Here is a 26875-nt window from a genome sequence, read left to right as displayed (position 1 = left end):
GAGCCGCTGCCTTGGCCGGAGCGGCCGCCTTCTTGGCCGGAGCGGCCTTCGCGGCGGCTGCCGGAGCCTTTGCCGCCTTGGGGGCCGGTGCCGCCTTGGCGGCGGTCTTCGGGGTAGCTGCTTTCGCCATCGTCTTTGCCCTTTTCGTCTATCTGTTGCTCACGCCGTCCGCCGCGAGGTCGATGGCCTCGGCGGCGGGGCGCGCCTAGAGCGCCTCGGCGCCCGAAATGATTTCGATCAGTTCCTTGGTGATCTGCGCCTGCCGCTGGCGGTTGTAGGTGATCGACAGCTTGTTGATCATGTCGCCGGCGTTGCGCGTCGCGTTGTCCATGGCGCTCATCTTGGCGCCCATCTCGCCGGCCGCGTTCTCCAGCAGCGCCCGGAAGACCTGCACCGCGATGTTGCGCGGGATGAGGTCGGAGAGGATTTCGCCCGGCTCCGGCTCGTATTCGTAGACGGCGGTGGCGCCGTTGCTGGTTTCGGCAGCAGTCGAAGCCTGGGCCGCCGGGATGATCTGCTGCGCCGTCGGGATCTGGCTGATCACCGACTTGAACTGCGAATAGAACAGCGTGCAGACGTCGAAGCCGCCCTGGTTGAACAGGTTGATGACCTTGCGCGCGATCGCGTCGGCGTTGACGAAGCCCAGCGTCTTGACCTCGCGCAGGTCGACACGTTCGAGGATCAGCGAGGCATAGTCGCGGCGCAGGATGTCAAAACCCTTCTTGCCGACGCAGATGATCTTGACCTGCTTGCCGTCGGCGAGAAGCCTGCGGATGTGGTCGCGGGCAAGGCGCGCGATCTGCGAGTTGAAGCCGCCGCACAGGCCGCGCTCGGCAGTGCAGATGATGAGCAGCTGCACGTCGTCCCTGCCGGTGCCGGTCATCAGCGCCGGGGCATCGCCGCCGCCGCCGACTGCCTGGGTGATATTGGCCAGCACCACGCCCATCCGCTCGGAATAGGGCCTGGCGGCTTCCGCCGCTTCCTGCGCACGACGCAGCTTCGCCGCGGCGACCATCTGCATCGCCTTGGTGATCTTCTGCGTCGCCTTGACCGAGGCGATGCGGTTACGAAGGTCTTTTAACGAAGCCATGCTTCAAACCCGATCCCGTCCGGCTTCGTTCAAGCGAAGGTCTTGGCGAAGGCGTCGATCTCGGCCTTGAGATTGGCGCGCAGGTCGTCCGACAGCGCCTTCTCCTTGCGGATGCCGTCGAGCACGTCCTTGCCGGCCGAGCGCATGTGGCTGAGCAGGCCATGCTCGAACTTGCCGACCTGGTTGAGCGCCAGCTTGTCGAGATAGCCGTTGACGCCGGCGAAGATCACCGCGACTTGCTCCTCGACCTTGAGGGGCGAGAACTGCGGCTGCTTCAACAGCTCGGTCAGGCGCGAGCCGCGATTGAGCAGGCGCTGCGTGGCCGCATCGAGGTCGGAGCCGAACTGCGCGAAGGCCGCCATTTCGCGGTATTGCGCGAGCTCGCCCTTGATCGAGCCGGCGACCTGCTTCATCGCCTTGATCTGCGCCGAGGAGCCGACGCGCGACACCGAAAGGCCGACGTTCACCGCCGGGCGGATGCCCTGGAAGAAGAGGTTGGTTTCGAGGAATATCTGGCCGTCGGTGATCGAGATCACGTTGGTAGGAATGTAGGCCGACACGTCGTTGGCCTGCGTCTCGATGATCGGCAGCGCGGTCAGCGAGCCGTTGCCGTTGTCGTCGTTGAGCTTGGCGGCGCGCTCGAGCAGGCGCGAGTGCAGGTAGAAGACGTCGCCCGGATAGGCCTCGCGGCCCGGCGGGCGGCGCAGCAGCAGCGACATCTGGCGATAGGCGACGGCCTGCTTCGACAGATCGTCATAGCTGATCAGCGCATGCATGCCGTTGTCGCGGAAATATTCGCCCATCGTGCAGCCGGCGAACGGCGCCAGGAACTGCATCGGCGCCGGGTCGGACGCGGTGGCGGCGATGATGATGGAGTAGTCGAGCGCGCCGCGCTCCTCCAGCACCTTGACGAACTGCGCGACGGTCGAGCGCTTCTGGCCGACGGCGACATAGACGCAGTAGAGCTTCTCCTTCTCCGGGCCGTTGTCGTGCACCGATTTCTGGTTCAGCATCGTGTCGAGGATGATGGCGGTCTTGCCGGTCTGGCGGTCGCCGATGACCAGCTCGCGCTGGCCGCGGCCGACCGGGATCAGCGCGTCGATGGCCTTGAGGCCGGTCGACATCGGCTCATGCACCGACTTGCGCGGAATGATGCCGGGCGCCTTGACGTCGACGCGCTTGCGTTCGGTCGCCTTGATCGGGCCCTTGCCGTCGATCGGATTGCCGAGCGCGTCGACCACGCGGCCGAGCAGGCCGGGACCGACAGGAACGTCAACGATGGCGCCGGTGCGCTTGACGGTATCGCCTTCCTTGATGTCGCGGTCGTTGCCGAAGATGACGACGCCGACATTGTCGGCTTCGAGGTTCAGCGCCATGCCGCGGATGCCGCCCGGGAATTCGACCATCTCGCCGGCCTGGACATTGTCGAGGCCGTAGACGCGGGCGATGCCGTCACCGACGGACAGAACCTGACCGACTTCGGAGACCTCGGCCTCCTTGCCGAAATTCTTGATCTGGTCTTTCAGAATTGCGGAAATTTCCGCGGCGCGGATGTCCATCAGCCGACCTCTTTCAGTGCAAGCTTGAGCGAATTGAGTTTGGTTTTAAGCGACGTATCGATCTGGCGCGAGCCCATCTTGACGATCAGCCCGCCGAGCAGCGACGGGTCGACCGTCACGGCGATGGCCACGTCCTTGCCGGCGAGGCTCTTCAGGGCCGCCTTGAGCTCGGTCTGCTGCGCGACCGTCAGCGCATGCGCCGAGGTGACCTCGGCGGACGCCTCGCCGCGATGGTCGGCGGCGATCTGGCGGAACGCCTTGATCATGCCGGGCACGGCGAACAGGCGGCGGTTGCGGGCGACGACGCGCAGGAAGTTGCCGACGAGACCGGTAATCTTGGCCTTGTCGGCGATCGCGGCGATTGCCTTCGCCTGATCCTCGCTGGAGAACACCGGGCTGTTGACCAGCCGGGCAAGGTCGGCGCTGCCGTTGAGCATCGTCTCGAAATCGTTGAGGTCGGCCTCGACCTTGGCGACCGAATTTTCCTGCAGCGCGAGCTCGAACAGCGAGCTTGCATAGCGTTCTGCGACAGCTGAGATTGGCGATGACGATTGGGCCACGGACCGTCTTTTCTCTTGTATGACAGGCCGCAGATTGTTGGCGCGAGCAAAAACTCTGGCTAAATCTTTGACCTTACTGCGATTTTTCCAAGCACGGAGGCGCGGCTTCCGCTATCCCCGGCCGAAAGTCGATTGCCGTCTAGCACAGGCCTTTTAAGACCGCAATGCATCGTCCGGCATGGTTTCAGGCACTTTTGTCGCATCAGGCTGCGAAGGCCAAGCTCAAGCGCCGGATTAGTCGCGAATTCACGGCACGAAGCCGAAGGCGAAGGCCAGCGGCAGCGCCGCCAGCGCCAGTTCAACCACGATGGAGGCCCAGTTGAAAGGGGTGTTGGCGCCGTCCGACATCATCGACAAGAGCCGGCCGAAAGCGGTGAACAGCCAGGAGAAGCCGAGCGCCATGTAAAGCAGCGGCTGCGCCAACAGGATGCAGCAGAGGCTGACGCCGAGATAGAAGCCCGACATGCGGCCGCGCCCTTCGGCGATCGCTGCAGCCTTCTCCGGCTTCGCCTGCAGGCGCAGAATGCGGAAGGCGAGGTTCGGCGCCAGGAACAGCACGAGGCCGATGAGCAAGGTGACGACAGCGCTCGACCATGCCAGCCACTCACCCTGGCTCGCCGGCCAAGGAAACGCGAATTCCATCTTTCCCCCTCGTAAATTCTTGTTTGGAATTCCCGACATTCTAGCTGAGGAAAAACCGCGCGCCAGATGGCGGCCGGCACTTTAGGAATCGCGCATCAGGATGAGCGCCCAATCGGGATAGCGCCCAATCAGGATAGTGCGAAGTCGATCGCGGCCTCGGCATGAATGCGCGTGGTATCGAACACCGGGATATCGAAATCGTCCTGACCGATGAGCATCGTGATCTCGGTACAGCCCATGATGAGGCCGTCGATCTTTTCGTCGCGCCGCATGCGGCCGACCTCCTCGACATAGGCGGCTTTCGAATCGCCGTTGACGACGCCTTGGCAGAGCTCGTCGTAGATCACCCTATGCACCATGTCGCGGCCGGCCTGATCGGGCACCACCGGCTGCAGCTCGTATTTGTCGGCGAGCCTGCCCTTGTAGAAATCCTGCTCCATAGTGAAGCGCGTCGCCAGTAGCGCCGGACGCCGCACGCCCGCTTCCACGACGGCGCGCGCCGTGGCGTCGGCGATGTGGATGAGCGGGATCGACACCGCCGCCTGCACCTCGTCAGCCAGCTTGTGCATGGTGTTGGTGCAGATCACCAGGCCTTCCGCACCGGCCGCCTCCAATCCGCGTGCGGCTTCCACAAGAAGAGCGCCGGCGCCTTCCCAGTCGCCCGCATGCTGTCGCTCTGCGATCTCCGCGAAATCGAACGACCACAGGAGCAGCTTGGCCGAATGCAGGCCGCCCAGCCGCTCGCGCACGATCTCGTTGAGCAGGCGGTAATAGATCACCGTCGATTCCCAACTCATGCCGCCGATAAGGCCCAGGGTTTTCATATATACGAATGCTCCAGCCTCGAAGAGGTGTCTCACAGAAAGCTCTGCGGGTCGATGTCGACCTGTACGCGCACCGAGCCGCGCAGTTTTGGCCCATCGGCCAGCACAGCCCGGATAAAACCCTGCATGTCGGCGCGCCTCTCGCCTTGCACCAACAAGCGAAAGCGGTGGCGGCCGCCGATCAGCGACAGCGGCGCTTCGGCCGGTCCGAGCACGAAGAGATCGGAAGCCTGTGGAGCCGCACGACGCAGGCCCCGCGCATGGCCTTCAGCCTCGCCCCGAGTCGCGGCACTGACGATGATGCCGGCGAGCCGGCCGAAAGGTGGCAATGCCGCCCGCTCGCGCTCGGCGATCTCGCGCTCATAAAAGGCTTCCGAATCACCGGAGACGATCGCCCGCATCACCGGATGGTCCGGCTGGTAGGTCTGCAGCAGGCCGAGGCTTTTCTTGCCGGTGCGGCCGGCGCGGCCCGTCACCTGGCTGAGCAGCTGGAAGGTGCGCTCGGCGGCGCGCGGGTCGCCGTTGGCGAGACCGAGATCGGCATCGACCACGCCGACCAGCGTCATGCCGGGAAAATTGTGACCCTTGGCGACGAGCTGCGTGCCGATGACGATATCGGCCTCGCCATTGGCGACGGCTTCCAGTTCGAGCCTCAGCCGGCGCACGCCGCCCAGAAGGTCGGACGACAGCACGATGGTTCGCGCCTCAGGGAACTGCGCCACCACCTCCTCGGCGATGCGCTCGACACCCGGCCCGCACGCGACCAGATGATCGAGCGTGCCGCATTCCGGGCAGGCCTCCGGCCGCCGCTCATTGTGGCCGCAGTGATGGCAGACAAGCTGGCCGCGAAAGCGGTGCTCGACCAGCCAGGCCGAGCAGACCGGGCAGCCGAAGCGATGGCCGCAGACGCGGCAGAGCGTCAGCGGCGCATAGCCGCGCCGGTTGAGGAAGAGCAGCGACTGCTCTTGTCTCTCCAGCGTGCGCTGCATCTGCTCCAACAGGATCGGCGACAGGAAGCCGCCGCGCGCCGGTGGCGCGCGCCGCATATCGATCGATTTCAAGTCTGGAAGTGCCGCCTCGGCGAAGCGCGACGAGAGCACGGCCCTGTCGTAGCGACCCTGGCTGGCGTTGACCCGGCTCTCGACCGACGGCGTCGCCGAGGCGAGCACGACCGGAAAGCCGCCGATATGGCCGCGCACCACCGCCATGTCGCGCGCATTGTAGAAGACGCGGTCCTCCTGCTTGTAGGCCGGGTCGTGCTCCTCGTCGACGACGATCAGGCCGAGTTCCTTGAACGGCAGGAACAGCGCCGAGCGCGCGCCGGCGACGACGCGCACGCCGCCCTCCGCCACCTGCCGCCAGACGCGTTCGCGCATCCTGGGCGGCAGGTCCGAATGCCACTCCGCCGGCTTGGCGCCGAAGCGGTCCTGGAAGCGTTCGAGGAAGGCATGCGTCAGCGCGATTTCCGGCAGCAGGATCAGCACCTGCTTTCCGTTCTCGAGCGCCGCTGCCACCGCCTCGAAGTAGACTTCCGTTTTGCCCGATCCGGTGACGCCGTCGAGCAGGGTGACGTTGAACACGTCGGCTGCGATGGCGGCGCGCAGTTTTTCGGCGGCCGCCTTCTGGTCCGGCATCAGTTCTGGCACGGCATGACCGGGATCGGGCGCCGCCACCACGGGCCGTGGCGGAATCATCACCGTCTCGAACACGCCTTGCGCCCTCAAGCCGTCGATGACGGTCGAGGACACGCCCGCCGCATGCGCCAGCCCGGAGCGCGTCCAGGCCAACCCGCCCTCGGCCGTTTCCAGCACGCGCCGCCGCGCGTCGGTCAGTCGGTCGGGCTCCGCGAGGGTACGCTGCAACCCTTCGATCCAGGGCTCCGGGTCGAAGGCTTCCGGCGCCCTCAGCAGCATGCGCGCCACCATGCCAGGGGCCGACAGCGTGTATTGCGCGATCCAGTCGACAAAGCGGCGCATCGCCTTATCGATCGGCGGGCAATCGAAGACCTCCTCGATCGGCCGCAGCTTCTTCGGATCGACAGTTTCGACGACGCCGTCCCAGACGATCCCTGCGACCTGCCTGGGTCCGAGCGGCACCCGCACGATCGAGCCCGGCACCACGCGCATGCCCGGCGGTACGGCATAGGTGTAGGGCCGTTCGGCCGGCATCGGCACCAGCACCGGTGCGGCCGCGACAAGGGGCGAATCTTCCATCATCAGGCGTGACCTTGCCCCGACTTTGCTCTAGATCAAAGAGTGACCCTCGAACGTGCCGGACCGGCACCAGGAAATTCCCAAGGAGACCGCCATGAAGTTTTTTGTCGACACCGCCGACATCAAGGAGATCAAGGAACTGAACGACCTGGGGCTGCTCGATGGCGTCACCACCAACCCGTCGTTGATCCTGAAATCGGGCGGCAAGATCTCCGAGGTGACCAAGCAGATCTGCGATATCGTCGAAGGCCCGGTCTCGGCCGAGGTCGTGGCCACCGAGTTCAAGGACATGATGGCCGAGGCCGAAGTTTTGGCCAAGATCGCGCCCAATGTCGCCATCAAGGTGCCGCTGACTCTGGATGGGCTGAAGGCCTGCAAGACGATCCGCACCGAGATGAACCGCATGGTCAACGTCACCCTCTGCTTCTCGGCCAACCAGGCACTGCTCGCCGCCAAGGCCGGCGCCTCCTTCATCTCGCCTTTTGTCGGCCGCATCGACGACACCGGCTCGGACGGCATGGAGCTGATCTCGGAAATCCGCACCATCTACGACAATTATGATTTCAAGACCGAGATCCTGACGGCTTCGGTGCGCACGGTGAACCACGTCAAGCAGGCGGCCTTGATCGGCGCCGATATCGTGACGGCGCCGCCTGCGACGCTGAAGGCGCTGGTCAATCATCCGCTCACCGACAAGGGCCTCGCCGCCTTCCTCGCCGACTGGGCCAAAACCGGCCAGAAGATCGGCTGATGCCTGGGCATTGATGCCTGGGCATCGCGAATAAAAGAGGCCGGGCGACCGGCCTTTTTTGTAGATACAAGCGGTGTGCGAAGGTGTGCTTGAGATTCAGGTCAGGCCGAGCCGAAAATGGCGATTTTCGAGAACCGGAGCGGAGCGTACTTAAAGTACCTGAGCACCGGCCTACGCCGGCCATAGCCTTAATTTAGCTACCACGCCATTCACAAATGCTTCGGCCGGCGAAGGCCGGAAGCGCAGAAAACACCTTCAGATGGCCGTAGGAGTAGAGTTTCCAAACGGGCTCTCAGGCCTTCTTGCCGTGCTTGGCCAAGTCCTGGGCGATCGCCAGCCTGAGCAGATCGGCGAGCTCGCGGGCGGCGCGGTTCTCGGCGTCGATCTGCGCCCGGTAGGCCGCGAACTCCTGGCGCGGCCGGTCGAAGGACGACGGGATCGAGCGTTTGCCGACCGCGACCACCGTGCCGGTTGCGGTATCCCTGAGCACATAATTGGCGGTGAGCGTCACGGTGCCCGCCGTCGGCTCGTCCTCTTCGGTCTGCACCTGAACGATGGCCGCCGACTCGATCAGCTCGGTGACGCCGAGGTCGAGCGTATAGGCAGGCGATGCCGGCTCGCCCGAGCCCTGGCCGAAAGCGAAGATCAGATTGTTGCGCACCTGCTGGCCGTAGCGCGTGCCGACCGGCTTGATCGAGATCGATGCCAGCTCGGCGGCGGCGCCGACCTGCGAGCCGACGGTGAGCGGCGCGCTGGAATAGAGCGGCCGCACCGTGCAGGCCGAGACCAAGGCCAGCGAGGCGACCAGGCCGCAGAGAGCCGCGCGGCGCAGCGAATGCGCCGCCTGTGACTTTTCCGGATCAGGCAACGACATTGACGATCCTCTGCGGGACGATGATCACCTTGCGCGGGGCCTTACCATCGAGCGCTTTTTGCACGAAGTCGAGAGCCAGCACCGCTTTTTCGACGGCACCTTGATCCGCGTCGCGGGCAATTGTCAAATCCCCGCGCTTCTTGCCGTTGACCTGCACAGGCAGCACGATCTCGTTGTCGACGACGAGACCCGGATCGTAGACCGGCCACGGTCGTTCAGCGACCATGTCGGTGCCGCCCAGCGCCTCCCAGCATTCCTCGGCCAGATGCGGCATCACCGGCGCGATCACCTGCACCAGGATCTCCACGGCCTCGCGGCAGGCGCTTTTCAGGGCCGCGTCGGCCTTGCCTTCGGCGACGTCGTTGAGCGGCGTGGCCAGCGCGTTGGCAAGCTCGTAGATGCGCGCGATCGCCCGGTTGAAGCCGAGCTTCTCGATGTCCTCGCCGATCGCCTTCAGGATCTTGTGCGCAGCCTTGGAAACGGCGCCCGCCTCGCCATCCTTCGCCGCCGCTGGCTTCACATCAATGAGCGATTCGGCCGCGATCTGCACCAGGCGCCAGACGCGCTGGACGAAGCGGTGCGCGCCGGCCGCGCCCTCGTCGGTCCATTCGACGTCGCGCTCGGGCGGCGAATCCGACAGCATGAACCAGCGCGCGGTGTCGGCGCCGTAGCCGTCGGTGATCTCTTCCGGGCTCACCGTGTTCTTCTTCGACTTCGACATCTTCTCGAGCGCGCCGATCGACGCCTCCTCGCCGGTCGCGATCTCGATGGCGCGGCGCTTGCCGCCCACATCCTCGATCCTGACCTCGCCCGGCGACAGCCAGCGCCCGTTGGTCGACGGGCCGCCGACGCGGTAGGTCTCGTGCACGACCATGCCTTGCGTGAACAGGCCCTTGAACGGCTCGGCGAGATTGAGATGACCGGTCTCGCGCATGGCGCGGGTAAAGAAGCGCGAATAGAGCAGATGCAGGATCGCGTGCTCGATGCCGCCGATATACTGGTCGACCGCCAGCCATTCGTCGGCCGCCTTCGGCTCGGTCGGCTCGTTGGCCCAGGGCGCCGTGAAGCGCGCGAAATACCAAGACGAATCGACGAAGGTGTCCATCGTGTCGGTCTCGCGCCGCGCGTCGCGGCCGCATTGCGGGCACTTCACATGCCGCCAGGTCGGGTGGCGGTCGAGCGGATTGCCGGGACGGTCGAACTCGATGTCGTCGGGCAGCCTGACCGGCAGGGCGGCCTTCGGCACAGGCACCACGCCGCAAGCTTCGCAGTGGATCATGGGGATCGGGCAGCCCCAATAGCGCTGGCGCGAAATGCCCCAGTCGCGCAGGCGGAAATTCACCTTGCGCTCCGCCATCGGCCGCCCGCCGATCGTCTTCTGTTCGAGCAGCTTTGCCACTTCGTCGAAGGCCTGCTCGGGCTTCATGCCGTCGAGGAAGCGCGAATTGATCATCACGCCCTCGCCGTCATAAGCCTCCTCGATGATCTGGAAGCTTCCTTGATTTTCGCCCTCCGGCATCACCACCGGGATAACCGGCAGGCCGTATTTGTTGGCGAAGTCGAGGTCGCGCTGGTCGCCGGACGGGCAGCCGAAGATGGCCCCGGTGCCGTATTCCATCAGCACGAAATTGGCGACATAGACCGGCAGCGTCCAGCTGTCGTCGAACGGATGGACGACGCGGATGCCGGTGTCGAAGCCCTTTTTCTCGGCCGTCTCGAGCGCGGCCACCGAGGTGCCCATATGGCGGACCTCGTCGATGAACTTGGCCAGCGCCGGATTGTTTTCGGCGGCCTTCCTGGCCAGCGGGTGATCGGCGGCGACCGCCATGAAGGAAGCGCCGAAGATGGTGTCCGGCCTGGTCGTGTAGACCTCCAGCTCGTGCATCTCGCCGACCGGTGCGGCCAGCGGCCAGCGGATCAGCAGCCCATCCGAGCGGCCGATCCAGTTGTGCTGCATCAGCTTGACCTTTTCCGGCCATTCCTCGAGCAGGTTGAGCGACTCCAAGAGGTCCTGCGCGAAATCGGTAATCTTGAAGAACCACTGCGTCAGCTCGCGCTGCTCGACCAGCGCGCCCGAGCGCCAGCCGCGGCCGTCGATGACCTGCTCGTTGGCGAGCACCGTCATGTCCTCCGGGTCCCAGTTGACCTTGGAGGATTTGCGCGTCACCAGCCCCTTCTCGACGAAGTCGAGGAACAGCATCTGCTGGCGGTGGTAGTAGTCGACGTCGCAGGTCGCGAACTCGCGTGCCCAGTCGAGCGACAGGCCCATCATCTTGAGCTGCTCGCGCATGACGGCGATGTTCTCATAGGTCCAGTCCTTGGGATGGACCTTGTTCTGCATCGCCGCGTTCTCGGCCGGCATGCCGAAGGCGTCCCAGCCCATCGGATGCAGAACGTTAAAACCCTTGGCCCGCTTGTAGCGCGCCACCACGTCACCCATCGTATAGTTGCGGGTGTGGCCGATATGGATCTTCCCCGACGGATAGGGGAACATCTCAAGCACGTAGTATTTCGGCTTCGGGTCGTCGTTCCTGGCCTCGAACAGCTTCTTTTCGGCCCAGGCCTTCTGCCATTTGGGCTCTGACGTGCGCGGATTGTATCGTTCGGTTGCCATCGGATGTTTTTCACTTAAAAGCGGGTGCACGGCACCGGACAAGGCCGGCGGCCGAGAAATGTCGTCGCGGTGTTCACCATGGATTGCCGGACCCGTCAACTGTGGCGATCCGGCGTTGGCGCTAAACTATAGGCAGGATATGGGCGTGACGAGTGCCGTCGAACAGCTTCTCGCGGTCAAGGCGAAGATCGCGAATGCCGAGGGCGAGGCCAAGCGCGACCCCGGTGCCGTCACGCTGGTCGCGGTGTCGAAGACCTTTGCGGCCGAAGACATTCGCCCTGTGATCGAGGCCGGCCAGCGCGTTTTCGGCGAGAACCGCGTGCAGGAAGCCCAAGGGAAATGGCCGGCATTGAGAGAAGCATTTCCCGACATCGAATTGCATCTGATCGGTCCGCTGCAGTCCAACAAGGCGAAGGAAGCGGTGGCGCTTTTCGACGTCATCGAGACGGTCGACCGCGAGAAGATCGCCGCCGAGCTTGCCAACGAGACCGCCAGGCAAGGCCGAGCGCCAAAACTCTATGTCCAGGTCAACACCGGCTCCGAGCCGCAAAAGGCAGGCATCGAGCCGCGCGAGGCCGTCGCCTTCGTCAAGCGTTGCCGCGAGGTGCACGGCCTCGCCATCGAAGGCCTGATGTGCATTCCGCCGGCGGACGAGAATCCCGGCCCGCATTTCGCGCTTTTGGAAAAGATCGCCCGCGAGGCCGGCGTCGCAAAGCTCTCGATGGGCATGTCCGGCGACTACGAGACCGCGATCGCCTTCGGCGCCACCAGCGTCAGGGTCGGCTCGGCGATCTTCGGCAGCCGGGCCTAGGCAGCCCCGGGAAAAGTGCGCAGCGGTTTTCCTTCCGCTATCGTGAAAACCAATGATGAAAGCAGGCGCGTCATACCACCGCATTGTCGCGCTGGATCACCTCACTAGGTGCGGGTGAAGGAACGAGCGCGTGGCTCCTTTCAAGTCAAAGGAGGCTCCGATGACCGTCACACGCGACGACCGGGAAATCACACAGGACCGGCAAGTCTCCCGCGGACTGCATCGATGGGTCTACTTCGCCATGGTGGGGCTTGCTGCCTGCTACGCGCTGTCGGCCTGGATCGGCTTCGCCGGCGGCTATGACGAATATCTGCTTTCCGTCGTCACAGGCTTCATCGTGATGGCGGTGGCGCTGCCGGCCATCGCCGGTCACGTCTGGCGCCATCACCGGATCGGCCGCCCCGGCAAGGCCAAAGCTTTTCCTGACTGGATCGCAGGCGAGTTCGACACCGGCGAGCATCCGGTGAAATCCAGCACCGCGACGATCGAAATTCTCCTGCCGCTTGCCGCCGTCGCATTCGGCATGACGGCATTCGCGATCCTCGCCCTAGTGGAAAGCTGAGCAATCCTAGGCAGACGCTTGGTCACGATCTCGTTACCCACCCTGCCAGCGGGCGAATTCGCTGCGCCGTCGCTTGAAACGAAACGGCCCGTTCCTATTTCCCCCATGTCATTCAGACAAACGTGTCGTTCAATCCTTCTCTCGGGAAATTTCACCATGCGCTACAACCAGCTTGGCAATACCGGTCTGTTCGTCTCCGAGCTCTGCCTCGGCACCATGACCTTCGGCGCCGCCGGCGAGAATGCCCAATGGGGCCTCATCGCCAGCCTCGACCAGAAAGGCGTCAACGAGATCGTCGGCCGCTCGATCGCCGCCGGCGTCAATTTCTTCGACACCGCGGACGTCTATTCCTTCGGCCAGTCCGAGCGGCTGCTCGGTCAGTCGTTGAAGGATCTGGGCGTCAAGCGTTCGGACGTCGTCATCGCCACCAAGGTGCACGGCGTCATGGGCGAAGGCCCCAACCAGCGCGGCTCCTCGCGCGGCCATATCATGGATTCGATCGACGGCAGCCTCGAGCGGCTGCAGACCGACCATATCGATCTCTACCAGCTGCACGGCACCGATCCGGTGGCGCCGATCGACGAGACGCTGCGGGCGCTCGACGACCTCGTCGCCAGCGGCAAGGTGCGTTACGTCGGCGTCTCCAACTGGCAGGCCTGGCGCATCGCCAAGGCCCTCGGCATCGCCGAACGCAAGGACTATGCCCGCTTCGAGACGGTGCAATCCTATTACTCGATCGCCGGCCGCGATCTCGAACGCGAGATCGTGCCGCTGCTCAACGAGGAAAAGCTCGGCCTCATGGTCTGGTCGCCGATGGCGGGCGGGCTGCTCTCGGGCAAATACGGCCCGGGTGCGCCGGGCAATGGGGAGGGCCGCCGCGCTTCCTTCAACTTCCCGCCGGTCAACGAGGACCGCGCCTGGGCGGCGGTCGCCGTCATGCGCGAGATAGCCAAAAAGCACGGCGTCGGCATCGCCACGGTGGCGCTGGGCTATGTGCTGGCCAAGCCCTTCGTGATGAGCGTCATCATCGGCGCCAGCCGCATGGATCAGCTCGAACAGAACCTTGCCGCCACCGGGCTGAAGCTCGACACCGACGATCTCACCAGACTGGATGAGGTGAGCGCGCTGCCCACCGAATATCCCGGCTGGATGCTGGAACGGCAAGGCGCCGGCCGGCGTCCGGCGCCCTTCGTGCCGAAGCATAATCTTTCCACCTGATCTGGCATCTCGAAAGCCGCGTGTCCTTCGGGGCGCGCGACTCCATTCGCTCAGAGCCGGACTGTCTCGGCAAGAAAATCAAGAAAGGCGCGCACCCTGGCCGGCAGATGCTTGCCTTGGCCGACATAGACGGCGTGCGTCGGTTCCTCGTCGCCCGGGTTGAACTCTTCCAGCAGCGGCACAAGCCGCCCGGCAGCAATGTCGGGCGCGACATGCCAGCGCGCCAAGCGCGCGACACCCGCTCCCGCCAAAGCCGTCAGCCGCATCGCCTCGCCGTCGCTGACCATCGCGTTGCCGGCGATCGCGACGACGATCGGCGCGCCATCCGCGTCGATGAAAGGTAGGCCATCGATATGCCGGGCAAAGCCGAAGGCGAGCAGATTGTGCCGATCGGCGGGTTCGCGCGGCGTGCCGTGCGCTTCGAGATAGGCGGGCGAGGCAATCACCACCATCCGACTCTGGCCGAGCTTGCGCGCCATCAGCCGCGACTCGCGCAGCGGCCCGGCGCGGATGGCAACGTCGGCGCGCTCCTCCATCAGATCGATGACGCTGTCGGTCAGCACCGCCTCCACCGAAATCTCCGGATAGCGTTCGAGGAAGCGCGGCAAAAGCGGCATCAGCCGGTGCTGGCCGAAAGGCACATAGGCGTTGACCCTCAGCCTCCCCCGCGGCGTGGCACCCGCCGCCGCTTCGCGCTCGGCGGCGTCGAGGTCGGCGAGAATACGGGTGCCGCTGTCATGGAAAGCGGCACCTTCCGGCGTCAGTTGCAGCCGGCGTGTCGAGCGGCTGATGAGACGCGCGCCGAGCCGCGCTTCGAGCCGCGCGATCAGCTTGCTCACCGCCGACGGCGTCATGCGCAACACCCGCGCCGCGGCCGAAAAACTGCCCGCCTCGACGACGCGGACGAACACTTCGATCTCGCCGGAGCGGTTGATTTCGGATCTCGCCATTCGTGAATCTATTTCACAGAAAATATGCCTGACGCAAGGCTGGTTCACAGCTAGGCGGATCACGATCTTCGGGGTCGGGTGCGGGATTGGGCGCCTCTCCATGTTCGATCGGACCACCGCCATGCCCCTTGCTCTTTATGCCCTCACCGCCGGCGCCTTCGGCATCGGCGTCACCGAATTCGTCATCATGGGCCTGCTGCTCGATGTCAGCGCCGATCTCGGCGTCTCGATCTCGGCCGTCGGCCTGCTCATTTCCGGCTATGCGCTGGGCGTCGTCGTCGGCGCGCCGCTGCTTGGCGCGCTCACCGGCCGCCTGGCGAAGAAGACATTGCTGCTTGCCCTGATGGTGGTCTTCACCGTCGGCAACCTCGCCTGTGCGCTGGCGCCGGACTACTGGACGCTGATGTCGGCGCGTGTGCTCACCGCCTTCGCCCATGCCTCCTTCTTCGGCGTCGGCTCGGTCGTCGCCACCAGCCTCGTCGCGCCCAACAGGAAGGCTTCAGCGATCGCGCTGATGTTCACCGGCCTCACCGTCGCCAACATCCTCGGCGTGCCCTTCGGCACCTGGCTCGGCCAGGCCTATGGCTGGCGCTCGACCTTCCTGGCCGTCACCCTGGTCGGCGTCGTCGCCTTTGCCGTGATCACGCTGCTGGTGCCGCGCGACGATCCATCCGTCGATGACGGGGATGAGGGCTCCGAAGGTGCGCTGGCCGTGCTTGGCCGCCGGTCGGTGCTGCTCGGCCTGCTGACCACGGTGCTGAGCTGGGTCGGCGTCTTTGCCGCCTTCACCTATCTGGCGCCGATCCTCACCCGCATCAGCGGCTTTTCCGAAGCCGCCGTGTCGCCGATCCTGCTCGTCCTCGGCGGCGGGCTGGTCGCCGGCAATCTTCTCGGCGGACGCCTTGCCGACCGCCATCTGGTGCCGACCGTCATCGGCACGCTGATCGCGCTCTCGGCCGTGCTGTTTCTCATGACCGCCGCCATCCATCAGCCGATTGCGGCAATCATTGCCGTCGGCCTTTTGGGCGCGGCCGCCTTCGCCACCGTCGCGCCGCTGCAGATGTGGGTGCTGGAGAAGGCCAAGGGCGCCGGCCAGGGCCTCGCCTCGTCCTTCAACATCGCCGCCTTCAATCTCGGCAATGCGATCGGCGCCTGGCTCGGCGGCTTCGTCATCGACCACGGACCGGGCCTCGGCGCCGTCACGCTTGTCGCCGGCCTGGTGCCGCTCGCAGCACTCGCCGTGGTGCTTCTGGCGCTGCGGCTGGAGCGTAGCCGCGCCATCGGCGCGCCGGTCACGGCACAGTGCTGACCAGCCCAAATCCGCCCTCAAGATCATAAGGAGCAAGATCATGGACTATCGACGTCTCGGCGCATCCGGCCTGAAAGTGCCGGCGCTTTCCTTCGGCGCCGGAACCTTCGGCGGCTCCGGGCCGCTGTTCAGCCATTGGGGCAACAGCGACGCCAAGGAAGCTCGCCGGCTCGTCGACATCTGCCTGGAGGCCGGCGTCAATCTCTTCGACACGGCCGACGTCTATTCGAACGGCGCGTCGGAGGAGGTGCTCGGCGAAGCGATCAAGGGCCGCCGCGAAGCGGTGCTGATCTCGACCAAGACCGCGCTGCCGATGGGCGACGGCCCGGCCGATTACGGTTCTTCCCGTTCGCGATTGATCAGGTCCGTCGACGCGGCGCTGAAGCGCCTCGGCACCGACTATATCGACCTCTTGCAACTCCATGCCTTTGACGCCGCGACGCCGATCGAGGAAGTGCTGTCGACGCTGGCCGACCTCGTGCGCTCGGGCAAGCTGCGCTATGTCGGCGTCTCCAATTTCTCCGGCTGGCAGGTCATGAAATCGCTCGGCCTTGCCGACAAGCATGGCTACCCGCGCTATGTCGCGCATCAGGTCTACTACTCGCTGGTCGGGCGTGACTATGAATGGGAACTGATGCCGCTCGGCCTCGACCAGGGCGTCGGCGCCCTGGTGTGGAGCCCGCTCGGCTGGGGCCGGCTGACCGGCAAGATCCGCCGCGGCCAACCGCTGCCGCAAAAGAGCCGCCTGCACGACACCGCGAGCTTCGGCCCGCCGGTCGAGGACGAGCATCTCTATCGGGTGGTCGATGCGCTCGAGGCCATCGCCGCCGAAACCGGCAAGACCGTGCCGCAGGTCGCCATCAACTGGCTCTTGCAGCGGCCGACCGTGTCGTCCGTGATCATCGGCGCGCGCAATGAGGAGCAATTGCGCCAGAACCTCGGCGCCGTCGGCTGGACATTGACGCCGGAGCAGATGAAGGCGCTCGATGATGCAAGCGCGGTGACCGCGCCCTATCCTTACTTCCCCTATCGCCGCCAGGAAGGCTTTGCCCGGCTCAATCCGCCGGCGGTGTGATTAAGTCGCGGTCCTTCGTTTCGGGATCATCATGGACATTTGGGAGTAGCGAAGCCCCTCAACTTCGTCATCCACGGGGCGGGAGCAGCCGCGAAGCGGCGTCGCGAAGACCCGAGGATGACGAAGCGATAGGCGTTTCCACCAATCACTCGCGGTCGATAAGATTCCTGCGCTACTGCACCTAATGCAGCACGAACTCCCCGTCCACCTTCCGCCACTCGTTCGGCGCGATCAGCTTCTGGTGCGTGTAGGTGACCGAATGCAGCGGGCCGTCGAGCTTCGTCTTCCAGAATTCGATGAAGCGGATCAGCACCGGAAACTTCGGCGCGATGTCGTAGTCCTGCCAGATGAAGCTCTGCAGCAAATGCGGGTGGTCGGGAAAGTGATAGAGGATTTTGGCCGTGGTCAGCCCATAGCCTCTCAGCATCAGGTCCATTTCGGAATGATCGCGCATTGCAGCCCCCAGATTTGATTCTCCTTTCCTCCCAACACGAAATTGTGCGCGCTATTGCTTACCCGTCTATTGATATTCTAGTGATCGCCATCGGTTTTGTCACGAAAAAACATATGCTTAGCAGCGATACGCGGCGAGTGCTGACAGCGTTTCGCGGTTGCCCCTGCGTCATCCCGCCGCGCGAATCCAACGTCTAATATTGCCGTCACGGCGGAACTGTTAATAATGCCCGCGAATTCGCGGCCGCTTCGCCGCGATGCCGCCGGCACGTCAAGCCAGCGGAACGGTTCCGGAGGAAAGCTGAAAAATGTCCGATGTCCATGTCCACCGCGTCCAGCCGGCGTGGAAGAAGAATGCGCTGATCGACAACGACACCTATCTCAAATGGTATGCCGACAGCATGAAGAACCCGGACAAGTTCTGGGGCAAGCACGGCAAGCGCATCGACTGGTTCAAGCCCTTCACCAAGGTCAAGAACACCTCCTTCGACGGCAAGGTCTCGATCAAGTGGTTCGAGGACGGCCAGACCAATGTTTCCTATAACTGCATCGACCGGCATCTGAAGAAGCGCGGCGACCAGACCGCCATCATCTGGGAGGGCGACAACCCTTATGACGACAGGAAGATCACCTATAACGAGCTTTACGCGCATGTCTGCCGCTTCGCCAATGTGCTGAAGAAGCACGGCGTCAAGAAGGGCGACCGCGTCACCATTTATATGCCGATGATCCCGGAAACGGCCTATGCGATGCTTGCTTGCACGCGCATCGGCGCCATCCACTCGGTCGTCTTCGGCGGCTTCTCGCCCGACGCTCTCGCCGGCCGCATCGACGACTGCAAGTCGACCATCGTCGTCACCGCCGACGAGGGCCTGCGCGGCGGCAAGCCGATCCCGCTGAAGGACAATACCGACAAGGCGATCGATATCGCGGCCAAGGCCGGTACCAAGGTCGAGAAGGTGGTGGTGGTTCGCCGCACCGGCGGCAAGACCGGCTGGGTGCCAGACCGCGACGTCTGGTACCACGACGAGGCGGCGACCGTTAAGGCCGACTGCAAGCCGGAGAAGATGAAGGCGGAGGACCCGTTGTTCATCCTCTACACCTCGGGCTCGACCGGCAAGCCGAAGGGCGTGCTGCACACCACCGCCGGCTATCTCGTCTATGTCTCGATGACGCACCAGTATGTCTTCGATTACCACGACGGCGACATCTACTGGTGCACCGCCGATGTCGGCTGGGTCACGGGCCACAGCTACATCGTCTATGGACCTTTAGCCAACGGCGCCACCACGCTGATGTTCGAAGGCGTGCCGAACTACCCCTCGCAGTCGCGCTTCTGGGAAGTCATCGACAAGCACAAGGTCAACATCTTCTACACAGCGCCGACGGCGCTGCGCGCGCTGATGGGCGCCGGCGACAGCCATGTGAAGAAGACCTCGCGCAAGTCGCTGCGCGTGCTTGGGACCGTCGGCGAGCCGATCAATCCGGAAGCCTGGGAGTGGTACTACAACGTCGTCGGCAACGCCAAGGTGCCGATCGTCGACACATGGTGGCAGACCGAGACGGGCGGCATCCTGATCACGCCGCTGCCGGGCGCCACCGACCTCAAGCCGGGCTCCGCGACGCGGCCCTTCTTCGGCGTCAAGCCGCAGCTGGTCGACGGCGACGGCCAGGTGCTCGAAGGGGCCGCCGACGGCAATCTCTGCATCACCGATTCCTGGCCCGGCATGATGCGCACGGTCTATGGCGACCACGACCGTTTTGTGCAGACCTATTTCTCGACCTACAAGGGCAAATACTTCACCGGCGACGGCTGCCGCCGCGACGCCGACGGCTACTACTGGATCACCGGCCGCGTCGACGACGTCATCAACGTCTCCGGCCATCGCATGGGCACGGCGGAAGTGGAGTCGGCGCTGGTCAGCCACGACAAGGTCTCGGAAGCCGCCGTCGTCGGCTATCCGCACGACATCAAGGGGCAGGGCATCTACTGCTACGTCACGCTGATGGCCGGCAGCACGTCGAGCGAGGATCTGCGCAAGGAGCTTGTCGCCCACGTCCGCAAGGAGATCGGCGCCATCGCCACGCCCGACAAGATCCAGTTCGCGCCGGGCCTGCCCAAGACCCGCTCGGGCAAGATCATGCGGCGCATCCTGCGCAAGATCGCCGAGGATGATTACGGCGCGCTCGGCGATACCTCGACGCTGGCCGATCCGGCCGTAGTCGACGACCTCGTCGCCAACCGGCAGAACAAAAGGGCCTGATGACAGACCGGGCGGCACTCGGCACCGTCAGCCAGCTCTGGCGCTATCCGGCGAGCTCGCTCGCCGGCGAGCGTCTCGACGCTATCTCGGTCGGCATCGAAAGCATCGAAGGCGATCGCATGTTCGGCCTGGTCGACGCCACGGACAATGAGATCGCGCGGCCCGACCGCGACGTCAAATGGCACAAGGTGCCACGCATCCGCACCAGGCTGGCCGCAGACATGAAGCTCGAGGTGGCCGTGCCAGACGGCGACTGGCTGGCGGCCCCTGGGATCGAAAGCGATGGCGCCGTTTCGAACTATCTCGGCTTCAAGGCGTCGATCCGGCCGTTCGGCCAGGAGAACGCGTCGCCGACCTATGCCGGCCCGCTGACCGCCGCCCGCTACCGCAAGGCGCCGATCCATCTGCTGACCACCGCCTCGCTGGCAAGGCTGAAGGCGCTGCATCCGGAAGGCGTGCCCGATCCGCGCCGTTTCCGTCCCAACATCGTCGTCGATATGGACCCCGTCGAAGGCTCTTTCCCGGAGACGGAATGGATCGGACGCAAGCTCGCGGTCGGCGATCTCCTGCTCACCGTCTCCGAGCCCTGCCGCCGCTGCGGCTTCACCATCATTGCCCAGGACGGCTTCGACAACGATCCCGGCATCCTGCGCAACCTCGTCCGCCACAACGCCCACAATATCGGCGTCTACTGCACAGTCGACCGGCCGGCGCGGGTGGAGATCGGCGCGCCGATGCGGTTCCTGTAGGCTATCGATACAGATCGGCCCGCGTCGGCGGCAGGCCGCTCGGCCCCCGTGCGCGCTTTGTGGCGACGGTCTGGAATATCTGCGCCGAGGCGCGCTCGAAGGCGATCGAGCAGCCGGTGAGATAAAGCAGCCAGAGCCTCGCCTTCGCCTCGCCCACCTCGGCGATCGCCTCGTCGAAGCGGGCATACAGGCGCTCCGCCCACAGGCGGCAGGTGCGCTGATAATGCTCGCGCAGATTCTCGACGTCATGGACCAGGAAGCCATGCGCCTCGAGATTGCCGAGCGTCATGCCGATCGTGTCGAGCTCGCCGCCGGGAAAGATGTATTTGATCAGCGCCTTGTATTCCGGCCCCTTGCGCAATGTCTTCCTGATGTCGCCTTTGCTGCGCCTGGTGATGGCGTGGTGCAGATAGATGCCGCCGGGCTTCAGCAAGCGATGCACGGCCGAGAAGTAAGCAGCGTGGTTGGCAAGCCCCAGATGCTCGAACATGCCGATCGACGAGATCTTGTCGAAAGTGCCGGAGAGCTCGGCATAGGATTTTATCTCGATGGTGATGCGGTCCTCCAGCCCCTCGGCGCGAATGCGCTCGCGCGCAAGGTCCGTCTGCGCTTGCGACAGCGAAACGCCGTGGCCGACGACACCATAGTTCTTCGCCGCATGGATGAGCATCGCGCCCCAGCCGCAGCCGATGTCGAGCAGCCTTTCGCCCGGCTTCAGCCTGAGCTTGCGGCAGATATGATCGAGCTTGTCGATTTGCGCCTGGTCGATGCCGTTAGCGAAATCCCGGAAGTAGCCGCAGCTGTAGACCATGCGCTCGTCGAGGAAGAGCCGGTAGAAGGCATTCGAGATGTCGTAGTGATGCTGGATCGCCTCCTTGTTCGATCCGCTGACATATGGGTTACGTCCGGAGAGATCGCCGCGCGCCGTCATCTGCTTTCGCGAAAACAACACCATTGGCAGGTCGCGCAGGATCGCCAGCTTGGGCAGCGATTTGAGCTTCGTCTTGAGCTTGCCCTGCGAAGGCAGAGCGTAGAAATCGAACAGCGTGCCTTCTTCGATGTCGACGGTCTTGGAAATCCACATCTCGACCAGCGTCGAGAAGGCCGGCCGCCGAACCAGTTGCCAGACGATGTCCTGGTCGTTGATGGCGAGCACCGGACCGTCGGCGGGGCCGATCCGCTCGCCGGTCCACAGCCTGACCGCAAAGCCGGGCTTCAGCGTCTCGACGACCGTTCGCACGATCCGCGCAGCTCTATCGGCAGCGTCCACTCCCACCTCCCGATGCGTCGATTCCGCCCCTGAGCGCCACTGTCGTCCACCGGCCTGTGGACCGCAATCCCGACTGTTGCGCAAAAACACCGCGGGAGGAGGATTTCCTAGCCTGGGCACGGCCGTTCCGCGACGTCACCTTGTCTTTTGCTCCGGCGCACCCCATCATGATGATGTGTTCAACAAACCGAAAGGAGGTGATCCGATGTCGAGTGATTTCGTTTTCCATAACGTGAGCTCAGCGGATTGCACTTCCGGGAAGCAGTCTTCCCGTTAAGGCGCGAGACGCGCGGCAGGTGACCCGAAGGGGTCGCCGCCAGGAGCCGCGTCATGGACGGAAACACGGAAGGCCGCCTGCTTCGTCAAGAAGCGGCGGCCTTTTCCGTTTGGACCGATAACAATCCAGGAAGTGTGTGAAGCGGCGTTTCCTAGGAACTAGCGTCCGGTGCTCAAAGGATCATTTGGCGACGGTGATGCGCTCGATATTTTCGACGATATCATCAAAGGCCTGCTGCAGTTCCGTACCGGTCGCAGCCTCGTAGTAATGCTTCAGCGAAGATGTGTCCGTGCTGGAGCAGTCCCGAAGGACGCTCTTGGCCTGATCCCGCTCGGTCGATGTCATGTCCGGATCATTGAGATCGAAGCCGATCGTGAAAATCTCGATGCCGTCGCGCTTCATGTTGTCGCAAATGCTTTCGGCATTGCCACGCGACATCTGGCCCCCATTCTCTGATTTGGGCGCGCCGCGAGCGCCAGCGAAGGCCGTGTTGAATTGACCGTCCGTCATCAGGATGGCGACCTTGGCGACTTTCCTCTTGTCGAAATTGGCGGGACCTGCACCGAGCCCTGCGTTGCTGATTGTCGAGCGCCATGAGGGCGAGAGCATATAGTAGCCCCACTGCGCGGCGATGCCGCCGGCCGTTACACCGGCCGCGGAGAAATCGTCGATCGTGTCGAGCAGCTTATCCTCGTCTGCCGTCAGCGGAATGAGCGCTGGAGCCGGGCAGTTTTTCATATGATCGTCGCGATTGACTTTGGCCAGGTACTCTCTGCCGTTGTTGTCCCACCGCGACGTGGAAGGCCCATCGGGCGAAGCGTCGGCATAGCCGTCCTTGTCCTTGCGTTCGGTGGCGCATTTATCCTTCGGCGGTGTCGCCGACACCGAAACCGGCGCGTCCAATGGCGGCGGCAGGTCTGGCCCACCCTTCTCCTCGACGAAGACGCTGCCGGAGAGACCGCGGTATTCACCGCTTCGGCATACGGAATGAGTGCCACGCGCACGCGCGGATCGCGGGGGTCGCGGTTCTGTTTCAGAAGATCCTTGACCGCATTCGAGGCCGCGTCCTGGAGGTCGCCGATCTTGTCGCCCTCCAGTCAGCGGCCATCGATCCCGTTATGTCGAGCATCATCGCCACCTCGATCTTCTTGTCGGAATAGAGCGCGGTGGTGGACGCCGCCACGCGCTGCATATCGCCGACGCTGAACAATGGAAAATAGAGGCCGATATCGGCATGCACGTCCACCTGCACCGTCTTCGCTGTCCTGTCGATCATGAGCTTGTCGAGCACGATCTGGTCGGCCTGCAGGATGCCGGCCGTGCTGTTGGCGTCGAGGAATGCCTGCACCGACGCATTGGCATCGGTTTCCTTGATGACGCCGAGGGTGAGATCGCGTGCCGTCGAGGTCACAGCGGCGTCGACGACGCTCTGCAAACTCGATCTCGCATTGTAGAGCTGCGCGATATTGACCGCGAATCCCGCCCCCAGCGCCAGGATCGATGCGGCAGCCCCGAACAGAACCGCGAAATTGCCTCCGCGATCCCGGGCAAAGCCGTTCACCCCACGAACGAGACCTTTGAACTGCCGCATCTTTCCGCCCCCATTGTTTGCGGATCGATGCCGCTCGACGGAGGCGTTGCAGGATTTCGGCCAGGCGCGGCCGCCGGCCAGCCGAAAGACGCTTAACGGCAGCTTAACGCGTTGTTTTGCTTGATTTCAGCGGACAGGAAGGTGAACGGCGGGTAAACGAAAAGGCGGCGGTGAAACAGCGTTCAGGAAGCGCTTACCATGTTCTGCGGAGCGACTGCGGCCCTTCCAGCTTCGGCACAGCGTCGGCTGTGCCGAAGTGGGTCAGCAGCGGCGCTGGAGCCGTAGTGAAACAGCCGCCCGGCTTACGCCAGCATCCGCGCGCTTATCGTACGGTCGAGGCCATGATGCGGTGGGTTGAAACGGTTGCCTTCCTGCTCATAAGTCCACACCTTGAACAGGGCGAGCTTGTGCGGGCCGAAGCTGTGCAGCAGCGGCACGTCGGTGGCGTCACGGCCGCGCGCGATCACGACGCGACCTATCCTGGGGCAATTGTGGCGCGGGTCGAACGTGTACCATTTGCCGTCGAGAAACACTTCCATCCAGGCCGAGAAGTCCATCGGCGCGGGATCGGCCGGCACGCCGATATCGCCGAGATAGCCGTTCACATAGCGCGCCGGAATGTTCATGGCGCGGCAGAGCGCGATCGCGAGATGCGCGAAGTCGCGGCAGACGCCGACGCGCTCCTCATGCGCCTGTGCCGCGGTGCGTGTGGCGCGGGCATAGCCGTAGCCGAAAGAGAGCCGGCTGTGGACATAGTCGACGATCGCCCGCACGCGCGCCCAGCCTGGCGGCAGATGGCCAAACAACTGCCAGGCGCGGTCGCTGAGGTGATCCGTCTCGCAATAGCGGCTGCCGAGCAGGTAGACCAGCACGTCATCCGGCAGATCCGCGACCGGTGTTTCGCGCGCCAGGGTATTGACCTCGTCGGTCTCGCCGCTGTCTTCGACCACGGCATCGTAAAGGATGCGGAAACCGCCGGCCGGCGCAGTGAAGCGGCGGCAGATATTACCATGGCGGTCGCGATAGGTCCGGGTCGGCACGGAAGGCGAGGTGAGCACGCGCGTCTGCCGTTTGATATCGGCATGGCGGTCGGGGTGGATATCGAGGAGCGAGATGATCGGCGTCGCCGCGACGCATTCGATAGCGATTTCGTAGCCGAGCCGGATCAGCATCGCGTTCCCCCTTTTTGTGATGTCGGAAGTCGGCATGGAGAACGCGGCAACGCGGCTCTTGTTCCTGTGGCGAGTCGAAATGACCGGCATGCGCCTTTCCAGGCAACGCCGCGGCGGTTACCATGGCAACAGCGTTTCGCCCTCCCCGAAAACGATTCCCAGGATATCCGATGTTTCCAGGCAGAAAATTCGCCGCCTTCCTTTTCGACATGGACGGCACGGTCCTCAATTCGATCGCTGCGGCGGAAAGGGTCTGGACCGAATGGGCACACCGCCATGGCCTCGACGTGGCGAGTTTCCTGCCGACGATCCATGGCAGGCGCGCGAGAGAGACGATCGCGGCGCTGAAACTCCCAGGTATCGATCCCCTGGCCGAAGCCGATGCGCTGCTCAAGGCCGAGGCCGCCGACCTCGACGGCATTGTTCCGATCCCGGGCGCGGTGGCGTTTCTCAAGTCGCTGCCGCCGGAACGCTGGGCCATCGTCACCTCGGCGCCCCGGGAGCTGGCGCTGCTGCGCATTGCGGCGGCCGGCATTCCGGTGCCCGCCATGATGGTTTCGGCCGAGGACGTCACCCGCGGCAAGCCGGCGCCCGACTGCTTCCGCTTGGCGGCAAAGCGTCTTGGGGTCGAGGCGCGCGATTGCCTTGTCTTCGAGGATGCTCCGGCAGGCATCGCGGCGGGCGAAGCTTCCGGCGCCTCGGTGATGGTGATCAGCGCCACGCACGTCCATCCGGTTGTGACGCAGCACGCCAGCATCGCCACCTACGATGCGCTCGGCGTCGCCATGGACGACAATGGCTGGATGGTCATCGGGCCGCAACGCGACGCGGCCTAGTTCTCGTTAAAAATCGCTGGTCAGACCCTTCACCTCCCAGTCGCCGTAGCGTCCGGGTTCCTTGCCGCCGCGGCCGCCGATCTCCTTCGGCAGGCGGGCTTCCGCCTCGCGGTATGCGTTTCGCCTGGCTTCGGCTTCCGCCAATGCGCGCTGCGCCTCCGGCGTCAGCGTCTTTTGCGGCTCGTCGCCTTCGGCGGTTTCGGTTTTGTTGGGTTGTTCGGTCATGCGATATTTCCTGCCGATTGAAACGGGGACCGGCGTTTCCCATCATATAGCCATGACGATGACAGGATCGACCCCTATACGCCACCACGCCGAACGGAAGAGACGATGAACACGCTTCGCACCGCCATGCTTCTTGCCACGATGACGGCGCTGTTCATGGGCGTCGGCTTTCTGATCGGCGGCACGGGCGGCATGATGATTGCCCTACTGTTCGCTGCGGGCATGAACCTGTTCAGCTACTGGAATGCCGACAAGATGGTGCTGTCGATGAACGGCGCCTTCGAGGTCGACGAAAGAAGTGACCCCAGATACTACAGGATAGTACAGGGCTTCACCCGGCGTGCCGGCTTGCCCATGCCGAAAGTGTACAAGATCGACACCCCGCAGCCCAACGCCTTTGCCACCGGCCGCAATCCTGAGAATGCCGCCGTGGCTGCCTCGACCGGCCTGCTGCAGCAGCTTTCGGATGAAGAAGTCGCGGCGGTGATGGCGCACGAGCTTGCCCATGTGCAGCATCGCGACACGCTCACCATGACGATTGTCGCGACGCTCGCCGGCGCCATCTCCATGCTCGGCAATTTCGCCTTCTTCTTCGGTGGCAGCCGCGACAACAACAACCCGTTCGGCTTCGTCGGCGTGCTTGTCGCCATGCTCGTGGCACCCTTTGCCGCCATGATCGTGCAAATGGCGGTGAGCCGCACCCGCGAATACGAGGCCGACCGGCGCGGCGCCGAGATCTGCGGTCACCCGTTGTGGCTGGCCTCCGCGCTCGACAAGATCGCGCGCGCTGCCGAGCGCATTCCCAATCCGAACGCCGAGCGCAATCCGGCCATGGCGCATCTTTTCATCATCAACCCGCTTCACGGCGAGCGCATGGACAATCTGTTCTCGACCCACCCGAACACCGAGAACCGCATCGCCGCCCTGCGGCAGATGGCGCGCGAGATGGGCGGCGCCCCGCAGGCCACACGGCGCGGGGCACCGGC

At 64.3% G+C, this 26875-nt stretch carries 26 protein-coding genes; 11 read left to right on the top strand and 15 right to left on the bottom strand.

The features are described 5' to 3' along the window. Positions 1-209 (top strand): hypothetical protein (locus DH10_RS13415; protein WP_210327783.1); only part of this gene is annotated, 209 nt, incomplete at its 5' end. Here DH10_RS13415 and DH10_RS13410 read toward each other — a convergent pair. The 6 genes from DH10_RS13410 to DH10_RS13385 all read right to left on the bottom strand — a co-directional run bounded on the left by DH10_RS13410 (position 206) and on the right by DH10_RS13385 (position 6891). Then, positions 206-1090: a F0F1 ATP synthase subunit gamma gene (locus tag DH10_RS13410; protein ID WP_192258190.1), complete on the bottom strand. Its 885-nt coding sequence runs from the start codon at positions 1088-1090 to the stop codon at positions 206-208. The two genes, DH10_RS13415 and DH10_RS13410, sit on opposite strands and share 4 nt — an antisense overlap. A gap of 29 nt (positions 1091-1119) precedes the next feature. After that, positions 1120-2649: a F0F1 ATP synthase subunit alpha gene (gene atpA / locus DH10_RS13405; RefSeq protein ID WP_192258192.1), complete on the bottom strand. Its 1530-nt coding sequence runs from the start codon at positions 2647-2649 to the stop codon at positions 1120-1122. Beyond that, positions 2649-3209, bottom strand: coding sequence for a F0F1 ATP synthase subunit delta (locus tag DH10_RS13400; RefSeq protein ID WP_192258194.1), 561 nt, complete (start codon positions 3207-3209; stop codon positions 2649-2651). Before DH10_RS13400 ends, atpA begins: the two co-directional genes overlap by 1 nt. 246 nt (positions 3210-3455) lie before the next feature. Next, on the bottom strand, positions 3456-3851 hold the full coding sequence (locus tag DH10_RS13395) for an AGROH133_08824 family phage infection protein (RefSeq protein ID WP_067324963.1): 396 nt from the start codon (positions 3849-3851) through the stop codon (positions 3456-3458). A gap of 128 nt (positions 3852-3979) precedes the next feature. Continuing rightward, positions 3980-4675 (bottom strand): aspartate/glutamate racemase family protein, encoded by a 696-nt coding sequence (locus DH10_RS13390; protein ID WP_192258196.1) that lies wholly within the window; start codon positions 4673-4675, stop codon positions 3980-3982. A 32-nt stretch (positions 4676-4707) separates the two neighbouring features. Continuing rightward, a complete protein-coding gene (locus DH10_RS13385; protein WP_192258199.1) occupies positions 4708-6891 on the bottom strand; it encodes a primosomal protein N' in 2184 nt (727 codons plus the stop codon). A gap of 91 nt (positions 6892-6982) precedes the next feature. Between DH10_RS13385 and fsa the strand changes: the two genes are divergently transcribed. Then, positions 6983-7639, top strand: a complete 657-nt coding sequence (gene fsa / locus DH10_RS13380) for a fructose-6-phosphate aldolase (RefSeq protein WP_059188895.1) — start codon at positions 6983-6985, stop codon at positions 7637-7639. Between the two features lie 292 nt (positions 7640-7931). On the opposite strand, the gene lptE is transcribed toward fsa, so the two are convergent. Together lptE and leuS are read right to left on the bottom strand one after the other, a co-directional pair. Further along, positions 7932-8513, bottom strand: a complete 582-nt coding sequence (gene lptE / locus DH10_RS13375) for an LPS assembly lipoprotein LptE (RefSeq protein WP_192258201.1) — start codon at positions 8511-8513, stop codon at positions 7932-7934. Then, the gene (leuS, locus tag DH10_RS13370; RefSeq protein WP_192258203.1) at positions 8500-11127 is read right to left on the bottom strand and encodes a leucine--tRNA ligase; all 2628 of its coding nucleotides are present in this window, start codon (positions 11125-11127) and stop codon (positions 8500-8502) included. The genes lptE and leuS overlap by 14 nt, the downstream gene beginning before the upstream one ends. A 145-nt stretch (positions 11128-11272) precedes the next feature. On the opposite strand from leuS, the gene DH10_RS13365 reads away from it, so the two are divergent. The 3 genes from DH10_RS13365 to DH10_RS13355 all read left to right on the top strand — a co-directional run bounded on the left by DH10_RS13365 (position 11273) and on the right by DH10_RS13355 (position 13718). Continuing rightward, positions 11273-11938: a YggS family pyridoxal phosphate-dependent enzyme gene (locus tag DH10_RS13365; RefSeq protein WP_376774946.1), complete on the top strand. Its 666-nt coding sequence runs from the start codon at positions 11273-11275 to the stop codon at positions 11936-11938. Between the two features lie 160 nt (positions 11939-12098). Next, complete coding sequence (locus tag DH10_RS13360) at positions 12099-12500, top strand: hypothetical protein (RefSeq protein WP_192258205.1); 402 nt, start codon at positions 12099-12101, stop codon at positions 12498-12500. Positions 12501-12656: 156 nt separating this feature from the next. Further along, positions 12657-13718, top strand: coding sequence for an aldo/keto reductase (locus DH10_RS13355; protein WP_192258207.1), 1062 nt, complete (start codon positions 12657-12659; stop codon positions 13716-13718). Between the two features lie 50 nt (positions 13719-13768). On the opposite strand, the gene DH10_RS13350 is transcribed toward DH10_RS13355, so the two are convergent. Next, on the bottom strand, positions 13769-14668 hold the full coding sequence (locus DH10_RS13350) for a LysR family transcriptional regulator (protein WP_192384791.1): 900 nt from the start codon (positions 14666-14668) through the stop codon (positions 13769-13771). A 121-nt stretch (positions 14669-14789) separates the two neighbouring features. Here DH10_RS13350 and DH10_RS13345 point away from each other — a divergent pair, with 121 nt between their 5' ends. After that, positions 14790-15977, top strand: coding sequence for an MFS transporter (locus DH10_RS13345; RefSeq protein ID WP_192258234.1), 1188 nt, complete (start codon positions 14790-14792; stop codon positions 15975-15977). A 40-nt stretch (positions 15978-16017) separates the two neighbouring features. Then, positions 16018-17052, top strand: a complete 1035-nt coding sequence (locus DH10_RS13340) for an aldo/keto reductase (protein ID WP_192258211.1) — start codon at positions 16018-16020, stop codon at positions 17050-17052. 181 nt (positions 17053-17233) lie between these two features. Here the strand turns inward: DH10_RS13340 and DH10_RS13335 are convergent, their stop codons facing one another. Then, entirely contained in the window at positions 17234-17506 is a 273-nt protein-coding gene (locus tag DH10_RS13335; protein WP_192258213.1) for an usg protein, read from the bottom strand. 307 nt (positions 17507-17813) lie between these two features. On the opposite strand from DH10_RS13335, the gene acs reads away from it, so the two are divergent. Continuing rightward, positions 17814-19769, top strand: a complete 1956-nt coding sequence (gene acs, locus DH10_RS13330) for an acetate--CoA ligase (RefSeq protein WP_192258215.1) — start codon at positions 17814-17816, stop codon at positions 19767-19769. Then, on the top strand, positions 19769-20518 hold the full coding sequence (locus DH10_RS13325) for an MOSC domain-containing protein (RefSeq protein WP_192258217.1): 750 nt from the start codon (positions 19769-19771) through the stop codon (positions 20516-20518). The genes acs and DH10_RS13325 overlap by 1 nt, the downstream gene beginning before the upstream one ends. Position 20519: 1 nt before the next feature. Here the strand turns inward: DH10_RS13325 and DH10_RS13320 are convergent, their stop codons facing one another. The 4 genes from DH10_RS13320 to DH10_RS13310 all read right to left on the bottom strand — a co-directional run bounded on the left by DH10_RS13320 (position 20520) and on the right by DH10_RS13310 (position 24828). Further along, positions 20520-21788, bottom strand: coding sequence for an SAM-dependent methyltransferase (locus DH10_RS13320; protein WP_192258219.1), 1269 nt, complete (start codon positions 21786-21788; stop codon positions 20520-20522). A gap of 457 nt (positions 21789-22245) precedes the next feature. Next, positions 22246-22950 carry a vWA domain-containing protein gene (locus DH10_RS37895; protein ID WP_312891363.1) on the bottom strand — a complete coding sequence of 235 codons (705 nt, stop codon included), beginning with the start codon at positions 22948-22950 and terminating at the stop codon, positions 22246-22248. 148 nt (positions 22951-23098) lie between these two features. Further along, positions 23099-23656: a TadE/TadG family type IV pilus assembly protein gene (locus tag DH10_RS37890; protein WP_312891364.1), complete on the bottom strand. Its 558-nt coding sequence runs from the start codon at positions 23654-23656 to the stop codon at positions 23099-23101. Positions 23657-23958: 302 nt separating this feature from the next. Next, positions 23959-24828, bottom strand: a complete 870-nt coding sequence (locus tag DH10_RS13310) for a transglutaminase-like domain-containing protein (RefSeq protein ID WP_192258236.1) — start codon at positions 24826-24828, stop codon at positions 23959-23961. Positions 24829-24998: 170 nt separating this feature from the next. Here DH10_RS13310 and DH10_RS13305 point away from each other — a divergent pair, with 170 nt between their 5' ends. Continuing rightward, positions 24999-25664, top strand: coding sequence for an HAD-IA family hydrolase (locus DH10_RS13305; protein ID WP_192258221.1), 666 nt, complete (start codon positions 24999-25001; stop codon positions 25662-25664). A 6-nt stretch (positions 25665-25670) separates the two neighbouring features. Here the strand turns inward: DH10_RS13305 and DH10_RS13300 are convergent, their stop codons facing one another. Then, the gene (locus tag DH10_RS13300; protein WP_192258223.1) at positions 25671-25889 is read right to left on the bottom strand and encodes a DUF1674 domain-containing protein; all 219 of its coding nucleotides are present in this window, start codon (positions 25887-25889) and stop codon (positions 25671-25673) included. A 105-nt stretch (positions 25890-25994) separates the two neighbouring features. Between DH10_RS13300 and htpX the strand changes: the two genes are divergently transcribed. Further along, a partial coding sequence (gene htpX, locus DH10_RS13295) for a zinc metalloprotease HtpX (RefSeq protein ID WP_192384790.1) occupies positions 25995-26875 on the top strand: 881 nt, incomplete at its 3' end.

Origin of the sequence: Mesorhizobium silamurunense (genome assembly GCF_014843825.1) — a bacterium.
Lineage (GTDB): Bacteria > Pseudomonadota > Alphaproteobacteria > Rhizobiales > Rhizobiaceae > Mesorhizobium > Mesorhizobium silamurunense.
The sequence above is the reverse complement of the archived record's forward strand: the minus strand, read 5'-3'. Positions and strand labels throughout refer to the sequence as shown.

Bases quoted from the DNA above. Each gene is read 5' to 3' on its own strand.
- fsa (WP_059188895.1), top strand. From the start codon at position 6,983: ATGAAGTTTTTTGTCGACACCGCCGACATCAAGGAGATCAAGGAACTG.
- DH10_RS13355 (WP_192258207.1), top strand. From the start codon at position 12,657: ATGCGCTACAACCAGCTTGGCAATACCGGTCTGTTCGTCTCCGAGCTC.
- DH10_RS13325 (WP_192258217.1), top strand. From the start codon at position 19,769: ATGACAGACCGGGCGGCACTCGGCACCGTCAGCCAGCTCTGGCGCTAT.
- DH10_RS13345 (WP_192258234.1), top strand. From the start codon at position 14,790: ATGCCCCTTGCTCTTTATGCCCTCACCGCCGGCGCCTTCGGCATCGGC.
- DH10_RS13350 (WP_192384791.1), bottom strand. From the start codon at position 14,668: ATGGCGAGATCCGAAATCAACCGCTCCGGCGAGATCGAAGTGTTCGTC.
- DH10_RS13395 (WP_067324963.1), bottom strand. From the start codon at position 3,851: ATGGAATTCGCGTTTCCTTGGCCGGCGAGCCAGGGTGAGTGGCTGGCA.
- acs (WP_192258215.1), top strand. From the start codon at position 17,814: ATGTCCGATGTCCATGTCCACCGCGTCCAGCCGGCGTGGAAGAAGAAT.
- DH10_RS37890 (WP_312891364.1), bottom strand. From the start codon at position 23,656: ATGCGGCAGTTCAAAGGTCTCGTTCGTGGGGTGAACGGCTTTGCCCGG.
- atpA (WP_192258192.1), bottom strand. From the start codon at position 2,649: ATGGACATCCGCGCCGCGGAAATTTCCGCAATTCTGAAAGACCAGATC.
- lptE (WP_192258201.1), bottom strand. From the start codon at position 8,513: ATGTCGTTGCCTGATCCGGAAAAGTCACAGGCGGCGCATTCGCTGCGC.
- DH10_RS13300 (WP_192258223.1), bottom strand. From the start codon at position 25,889: ATGACCGAACAACCCAACAAAACCGAAACCGCCGAAGGCGACGAGCCG.
- DH10_RS13385 (WP_192258199.1), bottom strand. From the start codon at position 6,891: ATGATGGAAGATTCGCCCCTTGTCGCGGCCGCACCGGTGCTGGTGCCG.
- DH10_RS13310 (WP_192258236.1), bottom strand. From the start codon at position 24,828: ATGCTGATCCGGCTCGGCTACGAAATCGCTATCGAATGCGTCGCGGCG.
- DH10_RS13305 (WP_192258221.1), top strand. From the start codon at position 24,999: ATGTTTCCAGGCAGAAAATTCGCCGCCTTCCTTTTCGACATGGACGGC.
- DH10_RS13360 (WP_192258205.1), top strand. From the start codon at position 12,099: ATGACCGTCACACGCGACGACCGGGAAATCACACAGGACCGGCAAGTC.
- DH10_RS13410 (WP_192258190.1), bottom strand. From the start codon at position 1,090: ATGGCTTCGTTAAAAGACCTTCGTAACCGCATCGCCTCGGTCAAGGCG.
- leuS (WP_192258203.1), bottom strand. From the start codon at position 11,127: ATGGCAACCGAACGATACAATCCGCGCACGTCAGAGCCCAAATGGCAG.
- DH10_RS13340 (WP_192258211.1), top strand. From the start codon at position 16,018: ATGGACTATCGACGTCTCGGCGCATCCGGCCTGAAAGTGCCGGCGCTT.
- DH10_RS13335 (WP_192258213.1), bottom strand. From the start codon at position 17,506: ATGCGCGATCATTCCGAAATGGACCTGATGCTGAGAGGCTATGGGCTG.
- DH10_RS13390 (WP_192258196.1), bottom strand. From the start codon at position 4,675: ATGAAAACCCTGGGCCTTATCGGCGGCATGAGTTGGGAATCGACGGTG.